Annotated in this window: 27 protein-coding genes; 9 read left to right on the forward strand and 18 right to left on the reverse strand. The window is 57.9% G+C overall.

Features of this window, described 5'->3' with window-relative positions:
• Window positions 1-201 precede the first annotated feature (201 nt).
• From glpD to PMI01S_RS24435, 4 genes are all read right to left on the reverse strand, one after another.
• Entirely contained in the window at window positions 202-1,740 is a 1,539-nt protein-coding gene (gene glpD / locus PMI01S_RS24420) for a glycerol-3-phosphate dehydrogenase (RefSeq protein ID WP_084322699.1), read from the reverse strand.
• 275 nt (window positions 1,741-2,015) lie between these two features.
• Entirely contained in the window at window positions 2,016-2,771 is a 756-nt protein-coding gene (locus PMI01S_RS24425) for a DeoR/GlpR family transcriptional regulator (RefSeq protein ID WP_027922833.1), read from the reverse strand.
• A gap of 95 nt (window positions 2,772-2,866) precedes the next feature.
• Window positions 2,867-4,372 (reverse strand): glycerol kinase GlpK, encoded by a 1,506-nt coding sequence (gene glpK / locus PMI01S_RS24430; RefSeq protein WP_084322700.1) that lies wholly within the window; start codon window positions 4,370-4,372, stop codon window positions 2,867-2,869.
• Window positions 4,373-4,447: 75 nt separating this feature from the next.
• A complete protein-coding gene (locus tag PMI01S_RS24435; RefSeq protein ID WP_084322701.1) occupies window positions 4,448-5,299 on the reverse strand; it encodes an MIP/aquaporin family protein in 852 nt (283 codons plus the stop codon).
• Between the two features lie 369 nt (window positions 5,300-5,668).
• On the opposite strand from PMI01S_RS24435, the gene ybaK reads away from it, so the two are divergent.
• A complete protein-coding gene (gene ybaK, locus PMI01S_RS24440; RefSeq protein ID WP_007971306.1) occupies window positions 5,669-6,139 on the forward strand; it encodes a Cys-tRNA(Pro) deacylase in 471 nt (156 codons plus the stop codon).
• 15 nt (window positions 6,140-6,154) lie between these two features.
• Window positions 6,155-6,937 (forward strand): PhzF family phenazine biosynthesis protein, encoded by a 783-nt coding sequence (locus PMI01S_RS24445; RefSeq protein WP_084322702.1) that lies wholly within the window; start codon window positions 6,155-6,157, stop codon window positions 6,935-6,937.
• A gap of 116 nt (window positions 6,938-7,053) precedes the next feature.
• Here PMI01S_RS24445 and PMI01S_RS24450 read toward each other — a convergent pair whose 3' ends face one another.
• Together PMI01S_RS24450 and argF are read right to left on the reverse strand one after the other, a co-directional pair.
• Entirely contained in the window at window positions 7,054-8,163 is a 1,110-nt protein-coding gene (locus PMI01S_RS24450; RefSeq protein WP_084322703.1) for an ABC transporter ATP-binding protein, read from the reverse strand.
• Complete coding sequence (argF, locus tag PMI01S_RS24455; RefSeq protein WP_031319095.1) at window positions 8,160-9,080, reverse strand: ornithine carbamoyltransferase; 921 nt, start codon at window positions 9,078-9,080, stop codon at window positions 8,160-8,162. The genes PMI01S_RS24450 and argF overlap by 4 nt, the downstream gene beginning before the upstream one ends.
• 405 nt (window positions 9,081-9,485) lie before the next feature.
• On the opposite strand from argF, the gene plzR reads away from it, so the two are divergent.
• The 3 genes from plzR (at window position 9,486) to grxD (ending at window position 12,455) form a co-directional block, all read left to right on the forward strand.
• Entirely contained in the window at window positions 9,486-9,776 is a 291-nt protein-coding gene (plzR, locus tag PMI01S_RS24460; RefSeq protein WP_084322704.1) for a PlzR type 4 pili assembly inhibitor, read from the forward strand.
• A 134-nt stretch (window positions 9,777-9,910) separates the two neighbouring features.
• Complete coding sequence (locus tag PMI01S_RS24465; protein WP_084322705.1) at window positions 9,911-12,016, forward strand: molybdopterin oxidoreductase family protein; 2,106 nt, start codon at window positions 9,911-9,913, stop codon at window positions 12,014-12,016.
• Window positions 12,017-12,113: 97 nt separating this feature from the next.
• Window positions 12,114-12,455 (forward strand): Grx4 family monothiol glutaredoxin, encoded by a 342-nt coding sequence (grxD, locus tag PMI01S_RS24470; RefSeq protein ID WP_064679482.1) that lies wholly within the window; start codon window positions 12,114-12,116, stop codon window positions 12,453-12,455.
• Window positions 12,456-12,643: 188 nt separating this feature from the next.
• Here grxD and bfr read toward each other — a convergent pair whose 3' ends face one another.
• Window positions 12,644-13,117 carry a bacterioferritin gene (bfr, locus tag PMI01S_RS24475; RefSeq protein WP_017340571.1) on the reverse strand — a complete coding sequence of 158 codons (474 nt, stop codon included), beginning with the start codon at window positions 13,115-13,117 and terminating at the stop codon, window positions 12,644-12,646.
• 199 nt (window positions 13,118-13,316) lie between these two features.
• Window positions 13,317-13,535: a bacterioferritin-associated ferredoxin gene (locus tag PMI01S_RS24480; RefSeq protein ID WP_084322706.1), complete on the reverse strand. Its 219-nt coding sequence runs from the start codon at window positions 13,533-13,535 to the stop codon at window positions 13,317-13,319.
• A 316-nt stretch (window positions 13,536-13,851) separates the two neighbouring features.
• Between PMI01S_RS24480 and PMI01S_RS24485 the strand changes: the two genes are divergently transcribed.
• Window positions 13,852-14,454 carry a peroxiredoxin gene (locus tag PMI01S_RS24485; protein WP_017340570.1) on the forward strand — a complete coding sequence of 201 codons (603 nt, stop codon included), beginning with the start codon at window positions 13,852-13,854 and terminating at the stop codon, window positions 14,452-14,454.
• A 166-nt stretch (window positions 14,455-14,620) separates the two neighbouring features.
• Here the strand turns inward: PMI01S_RS24485 and rnt are convergent, their stop codons facing one another.
• Together rnt and pyrC are read right to left on the reverse strand one after the other, a co-directional pair.
• Entirely contained in the window at window positions 14,621-15,298 is a 678-nt protein-coding gene (rnt, locus tag PMI01S_RS24490; protein ID WP_007938919.1) for a ribonuclease T, read from the reverse strand.
• A complete protein-coding gene (gene pyrC / locus PMI01S_RS24495) occupies window positions 15,295-16,341 on the reverse strand; it encodes a dihydroorotase (protein WP_084322707.1) in 1,047 nt (348 codons plus the stop codon). Before pyrC ends, rnt begins: the two co-directional genes overlap by 4 nt.
• 159 nt (window positions 16,342-16,500) lie before the next feature.
• Between pyrC and PMI01S_RS24500 the strand changes: the two genes are divergently transcribed.
• Both PMI01S_RS24500 and PMI01S_RS24505 read left to right on the forward strand, forming a co-directional pair.
• Window positions 16,501-17,409, forward strand: coding sequence for a flagellar protein MotY (locus PMI01S_RS24500; protein ID WP_084322708.1), 909 nt, complete (start codon window positions 16,501-16,503; stop codon window positions 17,407-17,409).
• Between the two features lie 129 nt (window positions 17,410-17,538).
• Window positions 17,539-18,756 (forward strand): argininosuccinate synthase, encoded by a 1,218-nt coding sequence (locus PMI01S_RS24505; protein ID WP_008009296.1) that lies wholly within the window; start codon window positions 17,539-17,541, stop codon window positions 18,754-18,756.
• Between the two features lie 151 nt (window positions 18,757-18,907).
• On the opposite strand, the gene PMI01S_RS24510 is transcribed toward PMI01S_RS24505, so the two are convergent.
• On the reverse strand, window positions 18,908-19,534 hold the full coding sequence (locus tag PMI01S_RS24510) for a hypothetical protein (RefSeq protein ID WP_084322709.1): 627 nt from the start codon (window positions 19,532-19,534) through the stop codon (window positions 18,908-18,910).
• Between the two features lie 476 nt (window positions 19,535-20,010).
• On the opposite strand from PMI01S_RS24510, the gene PMI01S_RS24515 reads away from it, so the two are divergent.
• On the forward strand, window positions 20,011-20,637 hold the full coding sequence (locus tag PMI01S_RS24515) for a response regulator transcription factor (protein ID WP_084322710.1): 627 nt from the start codon (window positions 20,011-20,013) through the stop codon (window positions 20,635-20,637).
• Between the two features lie 90 nt (window positions 20,638-20,727).
• On the opposite strand, the gene PMI01S_RS24520 is transcribed toward PMI01S_RS24515, so the two are convergent.
• From PMI01S_RS24520 to PMI01S_RS24550, 7 genes are all read right to left on the reverse strand, one after another.
• Window positions 20,728-20,907 carry a PA3496 family putative envelope integrity protein gene (locus PMI01S_RS24520; protein ID WP_084322711.1) on the reverse strand — a complete coding sequence of 60 codons (180 nt, stop codon included), beginning with the start codon at window positions 20,905-20,907 and terminating at the stop codon, window positions 20,728-20,730.
• A gap of 107 nt (window positions 20,908-21,014) precedes the next feature.
• Window positions 21,015-21,653, reverse strand: coding sequence for an endonuclease III (gene nth, locus PMI01S_RS24525; RefSeq protein ID WP_084322712.1), 639 nt, complete (start codon window positions 21,651-21,653; stop codon window positions 21,015-21,017).
• Window positions 21,654-21,678: 25 nt separating this feature from the next.
• Entirely contained in the window at window positions 21,679-22,188 is a 510-nt protein-coding gene (locus PMI01S_RS24530; RefSeq protein WP_084322713.1) for an Rnf-Nqr domain containing protein, read from the reverse strand.
• On the reverse strand, window positions 22,181-22,792 hold the full coding sequence (locus PMI01S_RS24535; RefSeq protein ID WP_084322714.1) for an RnfABCDGE type electron transport complex subunit G: 612 nt from the start codon (window positions 22,790-22,792) through the stop codon (window positions 22,181-22,183). The genes PMI01S_RS24530 and PMI01S_RS24535 overlap by 8 nt, the downstream gene beginning before the upstream one ends.
• The gene (locus tag PMI01S_RS24540; RefSeq protein WP_084322715.1) at window positions 22,789-23,784 is read right to left on the reverse strand and encodes an RnfABCDGE type electron transport complex subunit D; all 996 of its coding nucleotides are present in this window, start codon (window positions 23,782-23,784) and stop codon (window positions 22,789-22,791) included. The genes PMI01S_RS24535 and PMI01S_RS24540 overlap by 4 nt, the downstream gene beginning before the upstream one ends.
• Complete coding sequence (gene rsxB / locus PMI01S_RS24545) at window positions 23,771-24,985, reverse strand: electron transport complex subunit RsxB (RefSeq protein WP_084322716.1); 1,215 nt, start codon at window positions 24,983-24,985, stop codon at window positions 23,771-23,773. Before rsxB ends, PMI01S_RS24540 begins: the two co-directional genes overlap by 14 nt.
• A complete protein-coding gene (locus PMI01S_RS24550) occupies window positions 24,982-25,551 on the reverse strand; it encodes an electron transport complex protein RnfA (protein WP_084322717.1) in 570 nt (189 codons plus the stop codon). The genes rsxB and PMI01S_RS24550 overlap by 4 nt, the downstream gene beginning before the upstream one ends.
• Window positions 25,552-25,658 lie beyond the last annotated feature (107 nt).

Here is a 25,658-nt window from a genome sequence, read left to right on the forward strand (position 1 = left end):
TTATTATTTTTTATGTGATTTTTGTTGATGGGAAATCCGGTTAACCGAATCGACCGGCAGGTCGCGTTCGGAAAACCGAATGCAATGCCGTCGTCGGTCGGTAGCCTGCTTGCTCCTACAGGGGGGGGGCGGTGTCCGGCGGAAAGCAAAAAGCCCCTGAATCTCTCGATTCAGGGGCTTTGCTCTAACCGGGATTCCCGATCAGGCCGCTTCGATCTTGCTGCGGTTCTGCTCGACCTTGCTCAGGTAATCCGCGAGTTTCTGCTGCTCGGCCTCAGTGGTGAACAGGCCGAGCTTGCTGCGGCGCCAAAGAATGTCATGTGCCGTGGTCGCCCACTCTTCACTGCACAGGTAATCGACTTCGCGGGTGTAGAGACCGCCGCCAATGTGTTCGCCCAGATCGTTGAGGTTCTGTACGCCTTCGAGCATGCGCCACGTGCGGCTGCCGTAGGTCGTGGCCCAGCGGCGGGCGATTTCAGTCGGCACCCAGTCGAACTGGTCACGAATCCGCGAACTCAGCGCCTGCGGGGTGCTCATGTCTTCGCCGCCCGGCAGGGTCGCCGTGGCGGTCCAGCTTGGCTTGATGTGCGTGAAGTACGGTGCCAGTTGTGCCAGCGCCGACTCGGCCAGTTTGCGGTAGGTGGTCAGCTTGCCACCGAATACCGACAGCAACGGCGCTTCTTCTCCCGTGCCCGACAAGGCCAGGGTGTAGTCGCGGGTGACGGCTGACGGATTGTCGGATTCGTCGTTGCACAGCGGGCGAACACCGGAATAGCTGTGCAGGATGTCGTCGCGGCTGATCTGCTTTTTGAAATGAGCGTTGACCACTTTCAACAGGTAATCGGTTTCGCCTTCGGTGATTGCCACCTTCGCCGGATCGCCGGTGTATTCGCGGTCGGTGGTGCCGATCAGGGTGAAGTGGTTCAGGTACGGAATGGTGAACACGATGCGCTGATCTTCGTTTTGCAGAATGTGCGCATGCTCGCCTTCATAGAGTTTCGGCACGATCAGGTGGCTGCCCTGGATCAGGCGGATGCCGTAAGGCGATTCCATCTTCAGGTCATCACGAATGAACTTGGCGACCCACGGACCGGCCGCGTTCACCAATGCCTTGGCGCGAATCGAAAACAGGCTGCCGTCGGCGCGTTCCAGGTGCAGATGCCACAGGCCTTTGGTGCGACGAGCGCTGACGCAACGGGTCTGGGTGTGAACGTGGGCGCCTTGCTCGCGGGCGGCCATGGCATTCAGGACGACGAGGCGAGCATCGTCGACCCAGCAATCGGAATATTCGAAGCCTTTGGTGATTTCGCTCTTCAGCGGGCTGTCCGGGCCGAACTTCAGGCTTTTCGAACCTTCCAGTTTTTCCCGTTTGCCGAGGTTGTCATAAAGGAACAAACCGGCGCGAATCATCCACGCCGGACGCAGGTGCGGACGGTGTGGCAGCACGAAACGCATTTGCTTGACGATGTGCGGCGCCTTGGCCAGCAATACTTCGCGCTCTGCGAGGGCTTCACGCACCAGGCGGAATTCGTAATGTTCGAGGTAGCGCAGGCCGCCGTGGATCAGCTTGCTGCTGGCCGACGAGGTATGGCTGGCCAGATCATCCTTTTCACAAAGGAATACCGAGAGACCGCGGCCGGCGGCATCCGCTGCGATCCCCACGCCATTGATCCCGCCACCGATGACGGCAATGTCGTAGACCTCAGCGAGAGGGGGCGTAGGCAAGGTAGAAGTGGGCATCGGCTGGCCTCGGGCTTTTATGATTTTCGGTATTGGATTTCGAACATAAATGTTCATTTGCGAAAATGGTAGCCCATAAAGACGCGCACAGCCAGTCAACTTCGATTGAAAATACTGATCGAAGGGCGGGTAAAGGAAAATTTACGAACATTTAAAGCGGAAGGAGAGGGTATTGCGGGGCATGCATGTGTCGGCACCGGCTTGCTGGCGATGGCGTCCTCAGTACGTCATCGCCAGCAAGCCGGCTCCTACAGGTTGTTTAACAGCCTTCGGTGTTAAACGACCTCGAGTCGAATCTTGTGCTGACTCAACAACTGAGCCAACGCCGGCACAGGCTGCTGATCCGTCACCAGGCAATCGATCAAGCTGATCGGCCCCAGGCGAATCATGGCATTGCGCCCGAATTTGCTGGAGTCCGCCGCCAGAATCACTTTACGAGCATTGGCAATGATCGCTTGCGACACCCGCACTTCCTGATAATCGAAGTCGAGCAGGCTGCCGTCTTCATCGATACCGCTGATGCCGACCAACGCGAAATCGACCTTGAACTGGTTAATGAAGTCGACACTCGCCTGACCGACCACACCCCCATCGCGCCGCACATTGCCGCCAGTCAGCAGAACGTCGAAGTCGTCCTTGGCACTGAGCATCGAAGCCACGTGCAGGTTGTTGGTGATGATCTTCAGGTGATTGTGGTTGAGCAGCGCCCGCGCAATCGATTCGGTGGTCGTACCGATATTGATGAACAACGAGGCGTGATCGGGGATCTGTGCCGCAATGGCTTCGCCGATACGCTGCTTTTCATCGCGCATCTGGTCGGCGCGCATCGCGTAGGCGGTGTTTTCGACACTGGAATCGTAGGCCGCGCCACCATGGTAGCGACGCAACAAATTGGCTTCCGCGAGCTGATTGATGTCGCGGCGGATGGTCTGCGGTGTAACGACGAACAGCGTAGCCATTTCCTCGATGCTGACGTAGCCGCGTTCGCGAACCAGCTCGAGGATTTGCTGCTGACGGGGAGGCAGATTCATGGGGCTTCCTTTGGGCTGCCGTGCAAAATTTGCCCATGATGCCGCAGGAATCTGCTCCCTACCAGTTACATACAGATACGAGTACTTACGTTGGCTTATTCAGCGCCTTCATGAGGTTCCCAATCACGGGTGCGGCTGACCGCTTTTTTCCAGCCGGCGTAGAGTTTTTCCTTCGCGGTTTCGTCCAGGGTCGGTTCGAACTCGCGTTCGATAACGGCCTTGCCGCGCAACTCTTCCAGGCTGCCCCAGAAGCCACACGCCAGGCCGGCGAGGTAAGCGGCGCCCAGTGCGGTGGTCTCGCGCATTTGCGGACGCTCGACCTGAGTGCCGAGGATGTCGGCCTGGAACTGCATCAGGAAATTGTTCGCCACCGCACCGCCATCCACGCGCAGGGCTTTCAGGCGTTCGCCGGAATCCTGTTGCATGGCGTCGAGCACGTCGCGGGTCTGGTAGGCAATCGACTCCAGCGCTGCACGAATGATGTGATCCACGCGTACGCCGCGGGTCAGGCCGAACAGAGCGCCACGGGCATACGGGTCCCAGTACGGTGCGCCCAGGCCGGTGAAGGCCGGTACCAGGTACACGCCGTTGCTGTCCTTGACCTTGTTGGCGAAGTATTCGGTGTCGTGGGCGTCGTTGATGATCTTCAGTTCGTCACGCAGCCATTGAACGGTGGAGCCGCCGTTGAAGACCGCGCCTTCCAATGCGTAGGCCACTTCGCCACGCGGGCCGCAGGCGATGGTGGTCAGCATGCCGTGCTTGGATTTTACGGCTTTGTCGCCGGTGTTCATCAGCAGGAAGCAGCCGGTGCCGTAGGTGTTTTTCGCCTGGCCTGGCTCGACGCACATCTGGCCAAACAGGGCGGCCTGCTGGTCGCCGGCGATACCTCCAATGGCGATGCCGCTTTTGGTGTGGCCGTAGATTTCCGACGAGGACTTAACTTCCGGCAGCATTTCACGCGGGATATCCAGCACCTCCAGCATCTTCGCGTCCCACTGCAAGGTGTGGATGTTGAAGAGCATGGTGCGCGAGGCGTTGGTGTAGTCGGTGACGTGCACCTTGCCGCCGGTAAATTTCCAGATCAGCCAGCTGTCGACGGTGCCGAACAGCAGCTCGCCTTTGCGCGCACGTTCACGGCTGCCTTCGACGTTGTCGAGGATCCACTTGAGCTTGGTGCCGGAGAAATACGGGTCGGTGACCAGGCCGGTGGTTTCGCTGATGTATTGCTCATGACCGTCACGTTTTAGCTGCTGGCAGATCTCGGTGCTGCGGCGGCACTGCCAGACGATTGCGTTATAGATCGGGCGGCCGGTGGTCTTGTCCCAGACGACGGTGGTTTCACGCTGGTTGGTGATGCCGATGGCTGCCACCTGGTCGTGATGCAGGCCGGCTTGCGCCAGGGCCTCGACCATCACGGCGCTTTGGGTGGCGAAGATTTCCATCGGATCGTGTTCGACCCAACCGGCTTGCGGGTAATGCTGGGCGAATTCGCGCTGGGCGGTGCAAACCACGTTCGCGTCGCGGTCGAAAATGATCGCGCGGGAACTGGTCGTACCCTGATCGAGGGCAATGATGTAGTTTTTATTCTGAATGTCGGTCATGTCGATTGCCTTGGACGAAAAAAGGGAGTGAGGTCAGGCGCGGGACCAAGTGGGCAGGGTCGCGCGCCTACGGTATCAAGAAGTTCTTGGTTTGCCGTCAATGGCCGGTGTTGCATCCTTTGTAGCAGGAATGGCGCTGGGCAGATGACGGGCAATCAGCCCGCGATACGCTGCAGCACCGAGGCAGGCACCGACAATCGGTGCAAAAATCGGAATCAGGAAATACGGGATATCGCGAGCGCCGGTGAAAGAAATTTCACCCCAGCCCGCGAAGAAAGTCATCAATTTCGGTCCGAAGTCGCGCGCCGGGTTCATCGCAAAGCCGGTCAGCGGACCCATCGAGCTGCCAATCACCGCAATCAGCAGGCCGATCAGCAGTGGCGCCATTGGCCCGTTGGGCAGACCGTTGTTGTCGTCGGTCAGGGACATGATCACGCCCATCAGGACGGCGGTGATGATCACTTCAACCAGGAAGGCCTGGGCGGTGGACAAGGCCGGGTTGGGGAACGTGGAGAACACCGAGGCCAGTTCGAGGCTGGCTTGAGTGCCGCGAACCATATGGTGAGTTTGTTCGTAATCGAAGAAAAGATTGCTGTACAGCGTGTAAACCAACAACGCGCCGCAGAACGCGCCAGCCACTTGGGCAAGAATGTAGAAAGGCAGTTTGCGTTTTTCGAAGTCGGCGAAAATGCTCAGCGCGATGCTGACGGCAGGGTTGAGATGAGCCCCGGAAACCCCGGCGGTCAAGTAGATCGCCATGCTGACGCCGACGCCCCAGATGATGCTGATTTCCCACAAGCCAAAGCTGGCACCCGCGACCTTGAGCGCGGCAACGCAACCAGTACCAAAAAAGATCAGCAGTGCAGTGCCCAGAAACTCGGCCATGCATTGGCTGGAGAGTGACGGTTGTTGTAAAGCAGTTGTCATCGAAAACCTCTTTGTTTTTGTTGTCTGGCGCTTTTTTCGTCATGGCCAAAGCGCGATTTTCACCGAGGCAGGATCCCCATCCTGTTCCCGGCTTACTGCTGGTTACTGCGTTGTCACGTTGTACGGTATTCAGATTCGAAAAAATATAGACAAGAAACACTGCTGTCAAAGGTCGAAAGTGAACTACCAGTCACATTGAAACTATTAGTCACATGAATGATCGTTTTGTTTAGGCGACGAGACGATCTCTGACGAACGGTAAAAACCTGCGCCAAGCTGTGGAAACACTGCCGTGATAGAGCCTTTTGTGGAGCAATGACCTAGAATCCAGCGCAGTATTTTTTCTCTGCCGCCCAGTCTGGAGCTGTCATGACCCCCGCATTGGATTTGTTGAAAAAAGTTCGTGCCGAACATCGCGTGCACAGTTACGAACATGACCCGAAGGCAGCGTCCTATGGGCTGGAGGCCGCGGAGAAACTGGGCCTGGACCCGGCACAGGTATTCAAGACATTGCTGGCGGCCAGCGAGAAAGGGGAATTGCTGGTGGCCGTGGTGCCGGTCGTCGGAAGTCTCGACTTGAAGGGCCTGGCGCATGCGGCCGGGGTGAAAAAAGTCGAAATGGCCGACCCGGCCGCGGCGCAACGTTCGACGGGTTATCTGTTGGGTGGTATCAGCCCGCTGGGGCAGAAAAAGCGCTTGCGCACTTTTATCGACAATTCGGCCCAGCCCTTCGCCAGCATTTTCGTCAGTGCCGGTCGGCGCGGTCTTGAAGTGGAACTGGCGCCCGCGGTACTGGCCGAACACACACAGGCCAAGTTCGCCGATATCGGCCGCGCCTGAATCAGGGAGAAGGTTATGCAGCTTGAGTTTCATCAGGTCGATGCGTTCAGTGATCGGCCGTTCAGTGGTAACCCGGCGATGGTCTATCGGCTCGATGCCTGGCTCGCCGACGAGTTGATGCAGAAGATCGCCGCCGAGCATAACCTTGCCGAAACCGCCTTCGTGATGCGTGAGGGGCAGGGCTGGCACATTCGCTGGTTTACCCCGACGACCGAAGTGCCTTTGTGTGGGCATGCCACTTTGGCCAGCGCGTACGTTTTGTTTGAAATCTATCAAGAGCCGGTCGAGCGCTTGGACTTCATCTGCAAATCCGGTCAGCTGAGCGTGAGTCGCGAAGGTGAGCGGCTTTGGCTGGATTTTCCCGCAATCGTACCGTCTGAAGTCGGCGTGACACTGGATGTCGAACGCGCCTTGGGCGTCGAAGTGGTCGATGTGCTCGGTTCAAATGAATTGTTTGTGGTACTGGAATCGGAGCAGGCCGTGCTCGATTGTCAGCCCGACATGGTCGCGTTGGCCAAACTGCCTTGGCCGGGCGCCATCGTCACCGCCAAGGGCAGCAAGCATGATTTTGTGTCACGGTACTTCGCGCCGGCGATTGGTATCAACGAAGATCCGGTGACTGGATCGACCCATTGCAGCCTGATTCCGTACTGGTCAAAACGTTTGGGCAAGTCGGATCTGACGGCGTATCAGTGTTCGAAACGCGGCGGGGAGTTGTTCTGCCGACTGGAAGGGGACCGGGTGAAGATCGGCGGGAATGCGACGCTGGTGGTGAGTGGAACGCTGATCGTGGGCTGACTCAAAACCATTGTGGGAGCGGGCTTGCTTGTGAAAGCGGTGTGTCAGTCGACATCATGATTGACTGACACACCGCTTTCACAAGCAAGCCCGCTCCCACATTTGGTCCGCGTGTATTAGCTGGCAGTGCTGAAGCGACGGACACCGGAGTCCACCGCCAGAATCTGTGCTGCCATGCTGCCGGACGCCTGGAACAACACCAGATGTTCAGCTGATACCCGAATGCCAACTTGCGCACCGATCGGATGATCCGCATGGCTCGGGAAGATCGACTCAAGCTGCGAACCGGTCGGCAACTGCAACCGATACAACGTCGATGCTCCCTGGAACGACTTGCCGACAATCCGCGCCTTCAAATCGCTGTCCGGCGCATAAACGATATCGTCCGGGCGCAGCAGCACATCCACCGCACCGCCAACCGGCCACGTGTAGGCACGATTGCCGCGCAATTGACCCAGCTCGGTCTGCACCGATTCCGGGCTGCTCAACTGACCGCGAATGAAGTAACCCTGACCAATGAAACTGGCTACATATGGCGTCAGCGGTTCGTGATACAGGTTGTAGGGCGTATCCCACTGTTCCAGGCGACCTTCCTTGAAAACCCCCACATGATCGCTGACTGCAAAGGCTTCTTCCTGGTCGTGTGTCACCAGAATCGCGCTGGTGCCACGGGCCTTGAGGATGTCGCGCACCTCATGGCTGAGCTTGCGTCGCAGCTCGCCGTCAAGGTTGGAAAACGGTTCGTCGAGCAGCAGCAATTGCGGCTCCGGCGCCAAGGCGCGGGCCAACGCGACACGCTGCTGCTGTCCACCCGAAAGCTCGTGCGGAAAGCGTTTGCCGAGGTTTTTCAGGTTGACCAGTTCCAGCAGCTCTTCGGTCACGCGGTCCTTTTGCGGATGCTTGCGGATCCCGAACCCGATGTTCTCGGCCACACTCAGATGTGGAAACAGAGCGTAATCCTGAAACACCATGCCGATCCTGCGTTTCTCCGGCGCGAGGGTGAACCCGGCGCTGGAGATTGTTTCGCCTGCCAGTGTGATTTCACCTTCGTGCACCGGTTCGAACCCGGCAATCGCCCGCAGAGTCGTGGTTTTGCCGCAGCCTGAAGAGCCAAGCAGGCAACCGATGTCGCCGGCATTCAAATGCAGGTTGAGGTTCTGCACAACGCGCTGGTCCTGATAACCGCAGGCGAGGTCGCGCAGGTTTAGCAGTAGTGGCTGGCTCATGCGTGGTGATACGCCGGCTCGACGAGAAACTCGAGCAGGGCCTTTTGTGCGTGGAGGCGGTTTTCCGCTTGATCCCAGGCGACGGAGCGCGGGTCATCGAGCAGGTCCAGGCTGATCTCCTCGCCACGGTGGGCGGGCAGGCAGTGCATGAACAGCACGTCCTCGGCGGCCAGATCCAGCAGCGCGCGATTGACCTGGAACGGTGAGAACAGCTTCAGGCGCTTGGCGGTTTCTTCTTCCTGGCCCATGGAGGTCCAGACGTCGGTGCTCACCAGGTGCGCGCCACGCACGGCATCCTTCGGATCGCGAACGATGGTCACCCGGTCGCCGGCCTTGGCCACGAATTCGGGGTTGGGTTCATAGCCCTCAGGGCACGCGATGCGCAGCTGGAAGTCGAACTGGATCGCCGCTTCTATATAGCTGTTGCACATGTTGTTGCCATCACCGATCCAGGCCACGGTTTTGCCCTGGATCGAGCCACGGTGTTCGAGGAAGGTCTGCATGTCCGCCAGCAACTGGCACGGGTGCAGGTCGTCGGACAGGCCGTTGATCAGCGGGACGCGCGAATTGGCGGCGAACTCGGTCAGTGTGCTGTGGGAAAACGTACGGATCATCACCGCATCGAGCATGCTCGACATGACGATGGCGGCGTCGCCGATCGGCTCGCCACGGCCCAGTTGGGTGTCGCGCGGCGACAGGAAGATGGCCTGGCCGCCGAGCTGGATCATGCCGGCTTCGAACGAGATACGGGTGCGGGTCGAGGACTTCTCGAAAATCATCCCGAGTACGCGGTTTTTCAGAGGCTCGAACAGTACGCCGCGGTTACGCAGGTCTTTGAGCTCAACGCCTCGACGGATCACGCTGACCAGCTCTTCGGGCGTGCAATCCATCAGGGAGAGAAAGTGCCTTGCGCTCATCATTGACTACCTTTTTGCAACAGACCGCAGATACTCAAAGCCTTGTTTAATCGAAAAACGGGCGAGACCTGCGGCGTAAGCCGCACGGGGCGACGAAATAGGGAAGGCGCGATCTTGACATTAAATGTCGCGTTTTTCCAATAGGCTACGGTGTTTAGGGGATTTCAGAGGGGCTACGGGGTGATCGCAGTAGCGCATTTGAAGCCGGTTTCCTGACAGCAGCCCGTCATTTGTACACTGGGCTCGCGGGGCTTTGCAATCAAGCGGGGCGGGCAGGGTTTACGGGTGGTCGGTTTCTGGTGCGGTATTCCGGCTATCGGATGGCAATGTGCCTCGTCTGAAACACTTGCTAATGCAATGTGCTGGGTTATAACTAAGTCACGAATGACGCAGGAAGCCTTCGGAATGGAATCGAAAGAACAGCAACTCATGGAACTGCTCGGCCTCACGGCCCGCTCACTGACGCATCTCACAGCTTCCATGACCTCGATGTCCTTCGAGCTTTTGCGAAGCAACGACGAGGTGACCAAGGCTGCTGGCCGGCGAATGATCGATCGCATGGCGACCATCAGCGCAGGTCTCGACGAGCACTGGCGACTGATCGGCGAACTGACCGGGGTGCATGTCGCCCACGAGCAGATCGAAACCGTTCAGGAGATCCAGTTGCAGGCGCCGCCAAGGCTGCCGGCAAACTGATCCGGAGCGGCCATCGGCTGGCCTGATGGTCGCCGATTCACAAGACGAACGTCGCTGGCGCAGCGGCGGAGCGCAGGCCATAGTTTTGATCCCGCGGCCGATATTGCCCGCCCAGAACAAAACAGAGACTGGCCATGACCAAGACTCTCCATCACCGTGCCTGCCACCTGTGTGAAGCCATCTGCGGCCTGACCATCGAGACCACCGAGGTCGATGGCGATGTGCAGATCACCTCGATCAAGGGCGATGCCCAGGATACGTTCAGTCGCGGGCACATCTGCCCCAAGGCTGTCGCCCTGCAAGACATACAAAACGACCCGGACCGTCTGCGTCAGCCGATGCTGCGGGTCGGCAGTGAATGGCAGCCTATCGAATGGGATGACGCCTTCAACCTGGTCGCTGAACGCCTGGCCGGGATTCAGGCACGGCACGGGCAGAACGCGGTCGCGGTTTATCAAGGCAACCCCAGCGTGCACAACTACGGGCTGATGACCCACAGCAATTACTTCCTCGGCCTGCTGAAAACCCGCAACCGGTTTTCTGCGACGTCGGTCGATCAGTTGCCCCATCACCTGACCAGTCATTTGATGTATGGCCACGGTTTGCTGTTGCCCATTCCGGACATCGATCACACCGATTTCATGTTGATCCTGGGCGGTAATCCGCTGGCCTCCAATGGCAGCATCATGACCGTGCCGGATGTGGAAAAGCGTCTGAAGGCGATTCAGGCCCGGGGCGGCAAAGTGGTGGTGGTCGACCCGCGCCGCAGCGAAACGGCGGCAATCGCCGATCAACATCTGTTCGTGCGTCCCGGTGGCGATGCGGCATTGTTGTTCGGGCTGCTCAATACCTTGTTCGCCGAAGGCCTGACCCGCGAAAGCCATTTGCCGGTGGACGGTCTGGAAGAGGTGCGTGAAGCCGTCGCAAGTTTCACTGCCGAGGCCATGAGCCCGCTATGTGCTGTGCCGGCCGAGCAGATTCGCCAACTGGCGCGGGACTTCGCGGCGGCCCCGACAGCGGTCTGCTATGGCCGCATGGGGGTCTCGACCCAGGCGTTCGGCACGTTGTGCCATTGGGTGGTGCAGTTGATCAATCTGGTCACCGGCAACCTCGACCGAGTGGGCGGCGCGTTGTGCACCGAGCCGGCGGTGGACCTGGTAGCGTCCACCTCGGGCGGGCATTTCAACCTGTGGCAGAGTCGTGTGTCCGGGCGTCCGGAATACGGCGGCGAATTGCCAGTGTCGGCGCTGGCCGAAGAGATGCTCACCGAAGGGGAGGGGCAGGTCCGCGCGCTGATCACCGTAGCCGGCAATCCGGTGCTGTCGACGCCCAATGGCCGGCAGCTTGAACAGGCGCTGGACGGGTTGGAGTTCATGGTCAGTGTCGACTTGTACATCAACGAAACCACACGCTATGCCGACCTGATCCTGCCATCGACATCAGCCCTGGAAAACGATCACTACGACACCACCTTCAACATGTTCGCGGTGCGTAACGTCACCCGGTTCAACCGCGCGATCCTGGCCAAACCGGAAGGCGCGCTGCACGACTGGGAAATTTTCGTCGGGCTGGCCAAGGCCTTTGCCGCGAAGACCGGCAAAGAACTCAAGCCGACGATCCCACCCGCACAGATGATTGATCGTGGTTTGCGGATGGGGCTGTATGGCGATGCCTCGGAGCATCAGCTGTCGCTGGCGACGTTGTTCGATCATCCGCATGGAGTTGATCTTGGCGCGTTGAAATCCAACCTGGCTCCGCGCCTTAAAACCGCTGACCAGCGCATCCAGGCAGCCCCTGCGGTCATTCTTGCCGACCTGGCTCGCTTCGCCGCGCTGCAAGCGCCGGCCACCGATGAATTGCTGATGATTGGCCGCCGTCACGTACGCAGCAACAACTCGTGGATGCACAACTATCATCGACTGGTGAAGGGCAAGCCGCGTCATCAATTGCTGATGCATCCGGACGATCTTGCCAGTCGCGGTCTCAGCGACGGGCAGCGGGTGCGAGTCAGTTCCCGGGTCGGCATGATCGAAGTGGAAGTGCAGGGCAGTCTGGACATGATGAAAGGCGTGGTCAGCCTGCCGCACGGTTGGGGCCATGCACGGCCCGGCGTGCAGATGACGATTGCCAGCGGCCAGCCGGGTTCCAGCGCCAATGACCTGACCGACGAGTGTCAGCTCGACGAGTTGTCGGGGAATGCGGCGTTGAACGGTGTTCCAGTGACCGTGGCGGCGGCTTGATTGAGTCTGTCGGGGAGACCGAGCATGGCGCTCGGGTTTCCGTTACAATGCGCCACCGTGCCGACCCCTGAGTCGGAAAGTTCAGCCGAGGTGCTCCATGGATATCATCGAAACGATTAAAGAGCAGATTGCTAACAACACCATTCTGCTTTACATGAAAGGTTCGCCGAATGCCCCGCAGTGTGGCTTCTCCGCGAAAGCCGCGCAGGCCGTGATGGCATGTGGTGAAAAGTTTGCGTACGTGGACATCCTGCAGAACCCGGAAATCCGCGCCAACCTGCCAAAATACGCCAACTGGCCAACCTTCCCGCAACTGTGGGTGGGTGGTGAGCTGGTCGGCGGTAGCGACATCATGACCGAGATGGCTGCAGACGGTTCGTTGCAGGCCACGATCAAAGCGGCTGTTGAAGCGGCTGCTGCCAACAAGTCCGAAGCCTGATTCCTTGCAGGAGCCGGCTTGCTGGCGATCAACGAACACGCGGTTAGTCCGATTGACCGCGGTGTCTGGATCGCCAGCAAGCCGGCTCCTGCAGGAGTGAAGTGCCACCCGGATCTCGGGCATGAAAAAGCCCCGCTTCTCTAAAAGAGAGCGGGGCTTTTTATTGCCTCAAGATTAGCGGGCGCTAATTACTCTTCGCCCATCTGCGATTGCAGATAGTTCTCAAGACCGACTTTATCGATCAGGCCCAGTTGGGTTTCCAGCCAGTCGATATGTTCTTCTTCGGATTCGAGAATGTCTTCGAGCAGTTCACGGCTACCGAAATCGCCAACAGTCTCGCAATGAGCAATCGCGACTTTGAGGTCCGCGTGGCCGGTACGTTCGATGCGCAGGTCGCATTCCAGCATTTCCTGGGTGTGCTCGCCGATCTGCAGCTTGCCCAGGTCCTGCACATTCGGCAGGCCTTCCAGGAACAGGATGCGCTTGATCAGCTTGTCCGCGTGTTTCATCTCGTCGATGGACTCGTGGTATTCATGCTTGCCCAGCTTGTTCAGACCCCAATCTTCATACATGCGCGCATGCAGAAAATACTGATTGATCGCGACCAGTTCATTGGCAAGGATCTTGTTGAGATGCTGGATGACTGTAATGTCGCCTTTCATAATGGGGTCCTGCCCTGTATTAGCTGTCTATAGAGCAGAGTTTGAGCTGCACAATTAAGAGTGTCAAACCTAAGTTATTGAAACTTAAATGAAAATTAATCGGAATAAGAATGTTTGTGTTCCGCGTCTAGCGCGTAACTAGTTGATTTTCAGGTATAAAAAAACCGGACATGAAGTCCGGTTCTTTGGAATAGGGTATTTACGCGGCAGTAAATTCTACAGGGAAAGGAATTGCAGCCTGAGCCGTTTGCAACTTGGTCAGGGTTTCACGCACCACTTCCTTGGCAAGGCAGGCGCATTTGCCGCATTGGCTGGCTACGCCGGTAGCCAGGCGGACTTCCTTGTAGCTGCAGCATCCTTCATAGATTGCTTCGCGGATTTGTCCGTCGGTGACGCCAGTGCAGAGGCAGACATACATAAGCTAAGAACCGTCGCTGGTGGTGACTCAGTTGCGATGGATCTTAATGTTAACGAGAATGATTGTCAAAGTGGTTTCTGAAAGCTTTGCGTTATAAATGTGCATGGCTGACGAACGGTTTTCTCCAGGGCAATCTGCCAGTAAGCGTGGAAGACGGCAATTTGAGGTGTTGGCGAAAAACCGTTGAGGACAGCTCAAAAACGCAGTGTATGATGGCCGGTCCTTATGAAGCGGGTGGGTGTCACAGGGCTGTCGCCTGAGGGTGGCAGGCTGGCATCAACCCGGAACTTCACGTTTTTACACCAGGAGATATTCAATGAGCGTACTCGTAGGCAAGCAAGCCCCTGACTTCACCGTACCGGCCGTACTCGGCAATGGCGAAATCGTCGACAGCTTCACCCTGTCGTCGGCCATCAAAGGCAAATACGGCCTGGTGTTCTTCTACCCACTGGACTTCACCTTCGTTTGCCCATCCGAGCTGATCGCTCTGGACAACCGTATGTCCGACTTCAAGGCACGCAACGTTGAAGTGATCGCCGTTTCGATCGACTCGCACTTCACTCACAACGCATGGCGCAACACCCCGGTGAACAATGGCGGTATCGGCCAGGTTCGCTACACCATGGCTGCCGACATGAAGCACGAAATTGCCAAGGCCTACGACGTTGAGTCCGAAGGCGGCGTGGCTTTCCGTGGCGCGTTCCTGATCGACGACAAAGGCGTTGTCCGCTCGCAGATCATCAACGACCTGCCGCTGGGCCGTAACATGGAAGAGCTGATCCGTCTGGTTGACGCTCTGCAATTCCACGAAGAGCACGGCGAAGTCTGCCCTGCCAACTGGAAGAAAGGCGATAAAGGCATGACCGCTTCGACCGAAGGTGTCGCGGCTTACCTGACCGAGAACGCTGCTGCCCTGTAAGGCGCGTTCGAGGCATAAAAAAACCGGCCATTGAGGCCGGTTTTTTTATGGGCGGAAGAAACGGTGATTCCTGTAGGAGCCGGCTTGCTGGCGATCCAGGCACCTCGGCAATCAGACAAAACGCGGTGGCTGAATCGCCAGCAAGCTGGTTCCTACGAAAAGCCGATCAGTCGTTGTAGTCTTCCCAGCCGCCCATTTGCTTCCAGCGATTGACGATGCCGCAGAACAGCTCAGCCGTCTTCTCGGTGTCGTAGCGAGCCGAGTGGGCCTCGCGACCGTCGAAATCGATGTCGGCCGCCTGGCAGGCTTTCGCCAGCACGGTTTGACCATAGGCCAGACCGGCGAGGGTTGCCGTGTCGAAGCTGGAGAATGGATGGAACGGGTTGCGCTTCATGTCCAGACGCGCAACCGCAGCGTTCAGGAAGCCCAGATCGAAACTGCTGTTGTGCCCGACCAGGATCGCCCGCTTGCAGCCGTTGGCTTTCAGTGCCTTGCGGATGCCACGGAAGATATCGGTCAGCGCCGCTTCTTCACTCACGGCCATGCGCAACGGGTGATCGAGTTTGATCCCGGTGAACTCCAGGGCGGCCGCTTCGATGTTGGCGCCTTCAAAAGGTTCGACGCGGAAGAAGTAGGTGTGATCCGGGTAGACAAAACCCTTCTCATCCATGGCAATCGTGGTCGCGGCTATTTCCAGCAAGGCGTCAGTGGCAGAGTTGAAACCACCGGTTTCAACATCGACAACGACTGGCAGGTATCCACGGAATCGAGCTGCCATCGGGTGGCGTGGACCACCTCCGCCGCCTTGACCGTCCTGTTCGTCGTCGAAATGGTCTTCACTCACGCGTGTTCCTCCAGCAGGCGCCAGCGCAGTTTTTCACCGGCGCGCAGCGGGATAACGGTCAGCTCGCCAAATGGCAGGCTGGTTGGGGCGGTCCACTCGTCGCGGACCAGGGTGATGCGATCGGTGTTCACCGGCAGGCCATAGAAGCGCGGGCCGTTAAGGCTGGCGAAGGCTTCGAGCTTGTCCAGCGCATTGCGCTGTTCGAACGCTTCGGCGTACATCTCGATCGCCGCATAAGCGGTGTAGCAACCGGCACAACCGCAAGCGGCTTCCTTGGCGTGCTGGGCGTGTGGCGCCGAGTCGGTGCCCAGGAAGAACTTGTCGCTGCCGCTGGTGGCGGCGTCGAGCAGGGCTTCCTGGTGGGTATTGCGCTTGAGAATCGGCAAGCAGTAGAAATGCGGCCGAATTCCGCCGACCAACATGTGGTTGCGGTTGTACAAGAGGTGATGCGCGGTGATGGTCGCGCCAACGTTGGCGGAAGCCTCGTTGACGAACTGCACGGCGTCGGCGGTGGTGATGTGTTCGAACACCACTTTGAGTGTCGGGAAACGCTCGACCACACGACGCATGTGCTCATCGATGAAACGTTTTTCGCGGTCGAACACGTCGACATCGCCACGGGTGACTTCACCGTGAACCAACAAAGGCATCCCGACTTCGGCCATGGCCTCGAGTGCAGGGAAAATCTTGTCGATGCTGGTGACGCCAGAGTCCGAGTTGGTGGTCGCGCCGGCCGGGTACAACTTGGCGGCATGCACGAAACCGCTGGCCTTGGCTTCACGAATTTCTTCGGGCTGGGTGCGGTCGGTCAGGTAAAGCACCATCAACGGTTCGAAACGGCTGCCGGCCGGACGTGCAGCGAGAATCCGCTGGCGATAGCCGTCGGCTTCAGCGGCGTTGCGCACCGGAGGTACCAGGTTGGGCATGATGATGGCGCGACCAAAGGTGCGCGCGACATCCGCAACGGTATTGGTCAACACGGCACCATCGCGAAGATGAATGTGCCAGTCGTCGGGACGCAGCAGGGTCAGGCGGTCGGACATGAGGGGATTCCAGGCGGGTCAAACTCAGGGGAATGCTACCGGAAAAGACTCTCTCAGGCACTCGCTATCAAGTTTTGCGGGAAGCTTCCGATATCCAACAGGTACGCCGTAAATATGTGTGTGTCGGTCTTTTTGTTGTAGAAGCCAGTGGAGCCTCCCGTGCGCCAGCGTTATTTAGCCTTGCTCAGTGTGTTTGCCAGCCTTCCTGCAATGGCGCTCACTTTCCAGACCCGTCTGGAGAGCATCGAGTGGACGGTCGAAGGGGACAAGTTCGAGTGTCGCCTGACTCAACCCATTACCGATTTCGGTTCGGGTGAGTTCGTGCGCCGCGCTGGCGAGCAGGCGACGTTTCGTCTGAAAGCCTACAACTCGATGGTCGGCGGCGGCTCGGCGACCTTGTTGGCGGCCGCTGCACCCTGGCAGCCGGGGCGTGGCGACATCAATCTCGGTTCCGTGCAGATCGGCAGCGGCAATGTGCTGTTCAACAGCTCACAGGTTCAGGCCGGACGCTTGATCAGTGGCCTGATGGATGGGCGCAGTCCGGTGGTCCGACATTATTCCGGTGATGGCCGGGTCTCGGAAGTGCGGCTGTTGCCGGTCAAGTTCAGCAAGGCATTTAACGAATATCAGGGCTGCGTGGCGAAACTGCTGCCGAAGAATTTCGAGCAGGTCAAACAAACGCAGATCGGCTTTCCCGGCGATGGCCTGGATCTCGACGCGCAGGCCAAGGCTCAGTTGCAGGTGATGCTGGAGTTCATGAAGGCCGACCCGACGGTCAATCACATCGAGCTCGACGGCCACTCCGACAACAGCGGCAACCGCCTGACCAATCGAGACCTGTCGCGGCGTCGGGCCCTGGCGGTCATGGAGTTCTTCAAGGCCAACGGTGTGCAGGAATCGCAGATTACCGTGCGCTTCCATGGCGAGCGCTATCCGTTGGCGCCCAACACCAATGCGGCCAATCGGGCGAAGAACCGTCGGGTCAACGTGCACCTCGCACGGGTCGCGCCCACCGAGCAGCCGGCGCCTCAATCAACGGCATCTGCGAGCACAGCGAAGACTTCCTGACTCCTCGGTCATCGTCGCGCGTTCGACATAATCTGTCGCTTCGTCGTCATAAGCTGTCGCGCCACTGTAAATTATTCCGTATGAGCGGTAGACTTCCCGGCTTTCCGTAGAACCCCGTGGAGTGATGGCATGGCGGACGTAAACAAGGTCGTTCTGGCGTATTCCGGCGGCCTGGACACTTCGGTGATCCTCAAGTGGCTGCAGGATACTTATAACTGTGAAGTCGTGACCTTCACCGCTGACCTGGGTCAGGGCGAAGAGGTCGAACCTGCACGTGCCAAGGCTCAGGCCATGGGCGTGAAAGAGATCTACATCGACGATCTGCGCGAAGAATTCGTGCGCGATTTCGTTTTCCCGATGTTCCGCGCCAACACCGTTTACGAAGGCGAGTACCTGCTGGGTACTTCCATCGCTCGCCCGTTGATCGCCAAGCGCCTGATCGAAATCGCCAACGAAACCGGCGCTGACGCCATTTCCCACGGCGCCACCGGCAAAGGCAACGACCAGGTTCGTTTCGAACTGGGCGCCTACGCCTTGAAGCCAGGTGTGAAAGTGATCGCACCGTGGCGCGAATGGGACCTGCTGTCCCGTGAAAAGCTGATGGATTACGCTGAAAAGCACAACATCCCGATCGAGCGTCACGGCAAGAAAAAATCCCCGTACTCGATGGATGCCAACCTGCTGCACATCTCCTATGAAGGCGGCGTGCTGGAAGACACCTGGACCGAGCACGAAGAAGACATGTGGCGCTGGACCGTCTCCCCGGAGAAGGCCCCGGACAAGGCCCAGTACCTGGAACTGACCTACCGCAACGGCGATATCGTTGCACTGGACGGCGTCGAAATGACCCCGGCCACCGTACTGGCGACCCTGAACCGTATCGGTGGCGAACACGGCATCGGCCGCCTCGACATCGTCGAGAACCGTTACGTGGGCATGAAGTCCCGTGGTTGCTACGAAACCCCAGGCGGCACCATCATGCTGCGCGCTCACCGTGCGATCGAATCGATCACCCTGGACCGCGAAGTGGCTCACCTCAAAGACGAGTTGATGCCTAAGTACGCCAGCCTGATCTACACCGGTTACTGGTGGAGTCCTGAGCGTCTGATGCTGCAACAGATGATCGATGCTTCCCAGGCTCACGTGAACGGCGTCGTGCGCCTGAAGCTGTACAAGGGCAACGTGATCGTCACTGGCCGCAAGTCCGACGAATCGTTGTTCGACGCCAACATTGCGACATTTGAAGAAGATGGCGGCGCCTACAACCAGGCGGATGCGGCCGGCTTCATCAAGCTGAACGCCCTGCGCATGCGTATTGCGGCGAACAAGGGCCGGAAGCTTTTCTAAGTTTCTGACACCCTGATGGAATTTGTGGCCTTGTTTTCGACAAGGCCACAAATTTGGAAATAGAGGGTTTTTTTCTGACATTGCGATTCATCTTTCTTCTTGTTTTGTAAACGCCACTCCTGCCTGCTGCTCTCCTGTTGATCGTAAAACGCTACTGACCGCCGTGTGTCAGCCTGGCGAGTTGATCAATGATCGTTACGTCGTATGAACTCACATTGTAAGCAATGCAAAATGGTGCGCCACTGCGTTTCTTTGCGTGTCTGAAAAACGGGATCGCGCTTTCTTTCAGTAAATTCTCTGATCCGGTACTGGTGAGAAACACGACAACTTGCATCGAATCTCCCTTGGGTAACCGAATCCTTTCCAGAAGCTCGCGGAATTCGATTTTTCTGTTCATCCATCGCGCATCAATGATGTGCAGGTCTTTCAATCGCTCGGGCAACTCGATGTGGTGCTGGACCGAGAGGTTTTCCCGTCCGCCGTTCTCGCCAGGCGTGCCTTGAGCAACATCCGGACGCTCGGCATTGTCCATGACTTTGATGAAATGCTTTCCCTTCTCAAAATCGGATGGCGCATAGAGCGATCGATAATTGAAGTTGAGAGTGGCGAAGAACAGAAGAAGCAAATAAAACGGAAAGCTGATCAAGAACCAGATATAGAGTTCTCTTTCCTCGTTGTCGAGGAAAGGCAGGGAGACGGCTGCCGATGTTTCAGACAGTGTTGCGAATATGGCGATAACTGTCATGGGGTTGGTGATTCTTTGTTTGAGTTTTATCATGTCTTTTACTCATATGGGTTTGTCTGTTCTCTGTTGGTTAATGGGGTGGTGGTTTGGTGTTTCAGTTTTTATATTAGCTGTGAATTTATAGTTATCCTATATCTGTTTTGTTCTGGTTAAGTTGTTGAGGTGTTTTGCTGTAAGGTTTTGTGTGTGTTGTTTTCAAGGCGTCGCGTCGGCCCTGAAATGCAGGTGCTCGTGAAGGGTAGCTCAACTGTAGATGCACGTCGGATCATAGATATCGATTTATTGTTTTATTTAAATTGATACAAAAAAATTGTTGATGAGTGGGGTATCAAAAAGAAAATAAAATTTCCGGTGTGCTGGTCTCGAAGTTTTCTTGTAAGAATATTCCTGATTGTTTGTAGGGAATGTCTCTCGGTGTGGGTGACCGGGAGGGGCGGCGTGCCATGGGTGAAACGACTAGGCTATTGTGCGGGCTCTAAAAATTCGAACAGCGAAAATTGGACTTGCCCATGAATAAAGTGCTGATCGTGGATGATCACCCCGTCATTCGTCTTGCGGTACGTATGCTGATGGAGCGTCATGGCTACGAAGTCATTGCAGAAACAGACAATGGCGTGGATGCATTACAACTGGCTCGTGAACATATGCCGGATATTGTCATCCTGGATATAGGAATACCGAAGCTGGATGGGCTGGAAGTTATCGCGCGTCTTGTCTCGGCAGCAATGCCAATGAAAGTACTGATATTGACTTCCCAGGCCCCCGGACATTTTTCGATGCGCTGCATGCAGTCGGGTGCCGCTGGATATGTTTGCAAGCAACAGGATCTCACTGAGTTGCTCAGTGCAATAAAGGCTGTATTGTCAGGCTACAGTTATTTCCCCAATCAAGCCTTGCATACAGTGCGTTCCAGTCTCGGGAACGCCAGTGAAGCCGATATGGTGGATCGTCTGTCGGGGCGTGAAATGATGGTTTTGCAACAGTTGGCCCGAGGCAAGACCAATAAGGAAATTGCCGATGGCATGTTCCTCAGCAATAAAACCGTCAGCACTTACAAGACTCGCCTGTTGTTGAAGCTCAATGCGCGGTCTTTGGTGGACTTGATCGAACTGGCTCAGCGCAATGGGCTGGTGTGACTGCGTCAGCGCTTCACGGGGCTTGGTAAATGGGAGTTTTCGAGGTTTCGCACTTAAAAAAAAGCCTCCGTTTCGGGAGGCTTTCAGGTGTCATAAGTCAAAATCGTAATCGGCCAACTGTTTTTGCAGTCGGCGCTCCTCCAGCAGGTTGTCGATCGTACGGCGTTTGCTCAGGTTGGTCTTTGCCACTTCAACCACCGGTTCCGCGTCATCGGCCTCAACGGGTGTGAAGTCCTCTTCTACGTCCAATTGCTCTTTGCCAGTGCTCATAAGGTTAACTCCAGGCTAAGACTGCCTTTGGCGCTCCTTATAGCGACAATCTCTGCGCGGGTAAAAAAGATTTTTTCAATCGATAAATCAAAAAACCTAATAGCGCCTCAATCGTCCGAAGTCTTGTGCTTGTATTCGCACAGGTCTTCGATCCGGCAACTGCCACAACGGGGCTTGCGGGCCAGGCAGACATAACGTCCGTGAAGAATCAGCCAGTGATGGGAATCGAGCAGATATTCCTTGGGCACAAACTTCATCAGTTTTTTCTCGACCTCCACCACGTTTTTACCCGGCGCAATGCCGGTACGGTTACTGACCCGGAAAATGTGGGTGTCCACGGCCATGGTCAGTTGGCGAAAGGCGGTGTTAAGCACCACGTTGGCGGTTTTGCGGCCAACGCCGGGTAACGCTTCCAGCTCCTCGCGGGTCTGCGGTACTTCGCCTCCATGGCGTTCCATCAGCAAGCGACACGTCTCGATCACGTTTTTTGCCTTGCTGTTGAACAGGCCGATGGTCTTGATGTACTCCGACAATCCTTCGACGCCCAGCGCATAAATCGCCTGCGGTGTATTGGCCACCGGGTAGAGTTTCGCGGTGGCCTTGTTAACGCCGACATCGGTCGATTGCGCTGAGAGAATCACGGAGATCAGCAATTCGAAGGGCGAGGAGTAGGCCAGTTCGGTCTTCGGTTCCGGGTTGTCTTCATGCAGCCTGCGGAAAATTTCCAGACGTTTTGCGGCATTCATGGGCTGTGCGTTTCCTCGAAAGCGGTCAGTGTGAGGGATTCGGGCGGGACCAGGCCTGCCAGGCGGCGATCAAAAGCCCCAGCAGGATGAATCCACCGGGGACCAGGGTGGCCAGGTGCAGGCCTCCATTGCCGATGAGTTCGCGCAGCAGGCCCAAGCCCACCATCAGCGCGCCGAACAGGCCACACAGGCGAAGACGGTCACGCAATGCGCTCTGGAAGAAGCCCGTGTGGTCAAGAACGACACATTGCAAGGCGATGAGTCCGGCATAGATTCCCACCTGCTGATGCCATTTGAGTGACCAGAGTTGTGCAGCGATTTCCGCGCAACTGGTCAGCGTGGCGGCCAGCAGAATGCCGGCAAACAGTCGGGCAGACGGGACAAGGCGTGGTCGCAGGGTCGTCATACCGACGCCGTAGGCACTGATCACCACAATGAACATCAACCACAGGCCAAGCGCGGTCATCCACGAGTCGGTGGCGCCGATCAGCGGTGCAAGCATCAGCGAGTTCTGCAGCGTCGATGACTTATTCATGGGGACTGTTCCCGACCAACTGTTGCCGATGTTCATCGAAGTAGCGCAAGGCGTCGTGGATGGCGTTGATCACGGCTCTGGAAGTGATGGTCGCCCCTGCGATCTGATCGAACTGGCCCTGATCCTTTTTCAACGCCCAGCCATTGTCGGCCGGTTCGCTTCGGGACTTGCCGGCAAAAGCGTTGAGCCAGGCATTCGGCCAGTCGGCGATTCGTGCGCCCAGCCCCGGTGTCTCGGATTGCCTGAGGGTTTTGACCCCCACCAACGTGCCGTTTGCACCGATGGCGATCAACACGTCGATACTGCCGGCATAACCCAATACCTGGCTGCGCAACAAAACCACGCTGGGTTGGCCAGCCTTGGTCGCCAGGTAAGCGCTTTGCAATGTGCTGTTGGTCAACACGGCATCGTCGAGGCGCAACGGTTGTTCCAACGGTTGATTGTCGTAGCTGTCAGCGGGCAGCAAGTCCAGCAGATTACGGCTGTCGAGCAGGCGCTGTTCGGACGCAATGCGTGGCGCGCTGCTTTGCTGCACAAGGTAAGTTGCGCCAATTCCCAGGCCTGCCAGCAGGACCACAATCACCACGCTCGACGCTCGGCTCATGGCGCGGTTCGCTCCTGCCTCGAGGCGACAAACCGGTCCAGCGTCGGCACGCAGAGGTTCATCAGCAGGACCGCAAACGCCACGCCGTCCGGATAACCGCCCCAGGTACGAATCAGGTAAGTCAGCAGTCCCACGCCTGCGCCGAACAACAGTCGCCCGCTTGGGCTCTTGGCGCCAGACACCGGTTCCGTGACGATAAAGAATGCGCCCAGCATGCTCGCGCCGGTGAGCAGATGGAACAGTGGCGAGCCATGGGAATCGGACCCCGAACCGTTCCAGCACAGCAGGCTGATGACCAACAGGCTGGCAAGCATGCCGACCGGCGCATGCCAGCTGAATACCCGCTGTTGCAGCAGAAACACGCCCCCCGCCAAAAAGGCCAGGTTGACCCATTCCACGCCACGCGCACCGAAGTGGCCGAAGGCCGGATTGCCAGCGAAGAGTTCGTCCATGGTCAGGCTTTTGTTGATTCGCAGGCTGTCCAGCGCCGTGGCCTGGACCCAGGCATCCGGCGTCTGGCTGAGGCTGAGGCTGAAACCGAACACGTGTTGCACACCACCGAGCAGGTCCATGCCGTGGGACGACGGCCAATGGGTCATCTGCTGGGGAAACGTCACCAGCACCAGGGCAAAACCGAGCATCGCCGGGTTGAACGGATTTTTCCCGACGCCGCCATACAGCTGTTTACCGAACAGCGCGAACGTCGCGGCACAGACCGTCAGCCACCACGGGCAATACGGTGGCAAGGCCAGCGCCAGCAACGTTGCACTGACCAGCGCGCTGCCGTCGCTCAAGGTGGGTTTGAGCTCCCGCTTGCGCAGCTGCAATACCGCCGCTTCAACGGCCAGCGCGGTCACACCGGCCAGCATCAGGTTGATCAATACCCCCCAGCCGTACAACCAGAACAACACCAGCATGCCCGGTACGGTGGCCAGCAACACCAGCTTCATGGCCTGCTGCAGGCGCTCGTCGACCGATTCAAGGGGCGACATAGGCATCCACCTGACGCTCGGCTTCCTGGAGACGGGCGCGCGCCTTGTTCATCAGCTCGGCGGGTGTGTCGGTGCGTCGTTCGAGTTTGCTGACGTCGGCGCGAGCGTAGGCCAGTTCGGTTTTCAGTTGGCGAAGCTGGTTGTCGATGGGACGTTTTTCAACACGCGCAAGGTCAGGTAAAGGTTGTTCGCTCGAAGCCTCGGCGGTGTGGAGGTTTTTTTCGGCCTCGCTGAGTGCGCGTTCCAAGGCTTCGATCTGCTCGGCCGGCGCTTCACTGGTTTGAGCTTTCTTGAGTTCGGCGCGGCGCATGGCCAGCTGGATTTTCGCCCGTTTCAGCTCGGCGTCCTTTACTGGCGCACTGGGCGCAGCGGCGGGCGGTGCGCTGCTTTCCAACTGCGCCAGGGCTTGTTCGGATGCTTCGAACTGCTGTTGCAGAACAATCAATTGCGATTGCTGTTCGAAGGTCGGCGGATGGCCGAACGCCTTGAGCGATTTGTTCAGTTGCGCGCGGCTCATTGCCAGATCGATCTTGGCTTTTTTCAACGCAGCATCGGCGTTCGCCGCTTTCTGCGCTCGGACCCTTTCCAGCGCGGCCTGAACCGGGTCGAGCGTTGTCACTTCTGTGTGTTGCGCGGCGCGATTTGCCCGGGCCTGACGCTCGGCGAGTTTCTGTTCTTCTTCTCGGTGCAAACGCGCATTGCGCTGTTCAAAACGGTGCCGTGCGTGATTGCGTTTGGCGGTGCGCGCCTGTTGCTCTTCAAGACTGAACGCCAGGCCACCGACAATCGGTAACACCGTAGCCAGCGGCAATGGCCGCATTTCGATGCAATCCACCGGACAAGGCGCCACGCAGAGGTCGCAACCGGTGCATTCGTCGATGATCACCGTGTGCATCAGTTTCGCCGCGCCGACGATCGCATCTACCGGACAGGCCTGAATGCATTTGGTGCAGCCAATGCACTCGGCCTCGCGGATGTAGGCGATTTGCGCCGGGGCCGAACCGCGACTGACGTCCAGCTCCAGCACCGGCACTTTCAGCAATTCGGCCAGTGCCGAGATGGTTTCGCGGCCCCCTGGCGGGCATTTGTTGATTGGCTCGCCACTGGCAATGCCCTCGGCGTACGGCTTGCACCCGGGGTGGCCACACTTGCCGCATTGGGTCTGCGGCAAGAGGGCGTCGATGCGTTGAATCAGACTCATGTTTTGATCAGTCCACTGAATCCGAGAAAAGCCACTGCGATCAAACCGGCGCCGATCAGGTCGATCGGCAGGCCGCGAAAGGGCAGGGGGATATCATTTTCGATTGTGCGTTGGCGCAAGTCGCTGAACAGGCTCAGTACCAGCCAGAAACCCAGGCCGGCACCCAGGCTCAGGGCCATGGCATGGAAGAAGCCTTTGTCGTCCTGAGCGTTGAGCAGCGTCAGCCCGAGTACGCCAGCATTGCCCAGCAGCAGGGGCCAGAGACCATCGAACGCAAGTTTTGGAAGTAACCGGGAAAGCACTTTCAGCAGCGGGCCAATCAGCAGAACGCTTAATGGCAGGAACACGAAAAGGCGCAGCGGTGTCAGCTCCAGCGGAACCAGCAACCAACGGTAAGTCGAGTAGCCCACTATGCCGACGATCAACATCAAGCAGGCCGTCGCCAGGCCCAGCGCGTGGACTTGCCGGTGCTCGTTGCCCAGCAGCGGATCGACGCCCAGCGGCCAGTGCAACACGAGGTTGTTGATCAGGGCAGTGCTGATAAGCGTAAGAACAATTTCGGTCATGATCGTGCCGGCAAGAACGGGGCTTTTTAACGGAGCGGTCTAAAAAGCTTAGGCATTATCCGGCAAGGACGGAGGGTGGGCCAGACATGAAAATCCCACAGTCGCGC

It is taken from the genome of Pseudomonas migulae NBRC 103157, assembly GCF_002091715.1.
In the GTDB taxonomy this organism is placed as follows: Bacteria; Pseudomonadota; Gammaproteobacteria; order Pseudomonadales; family Pseudomonadaceae; genus Aquipseudomonas; species Aquipseudomonas migulae_A.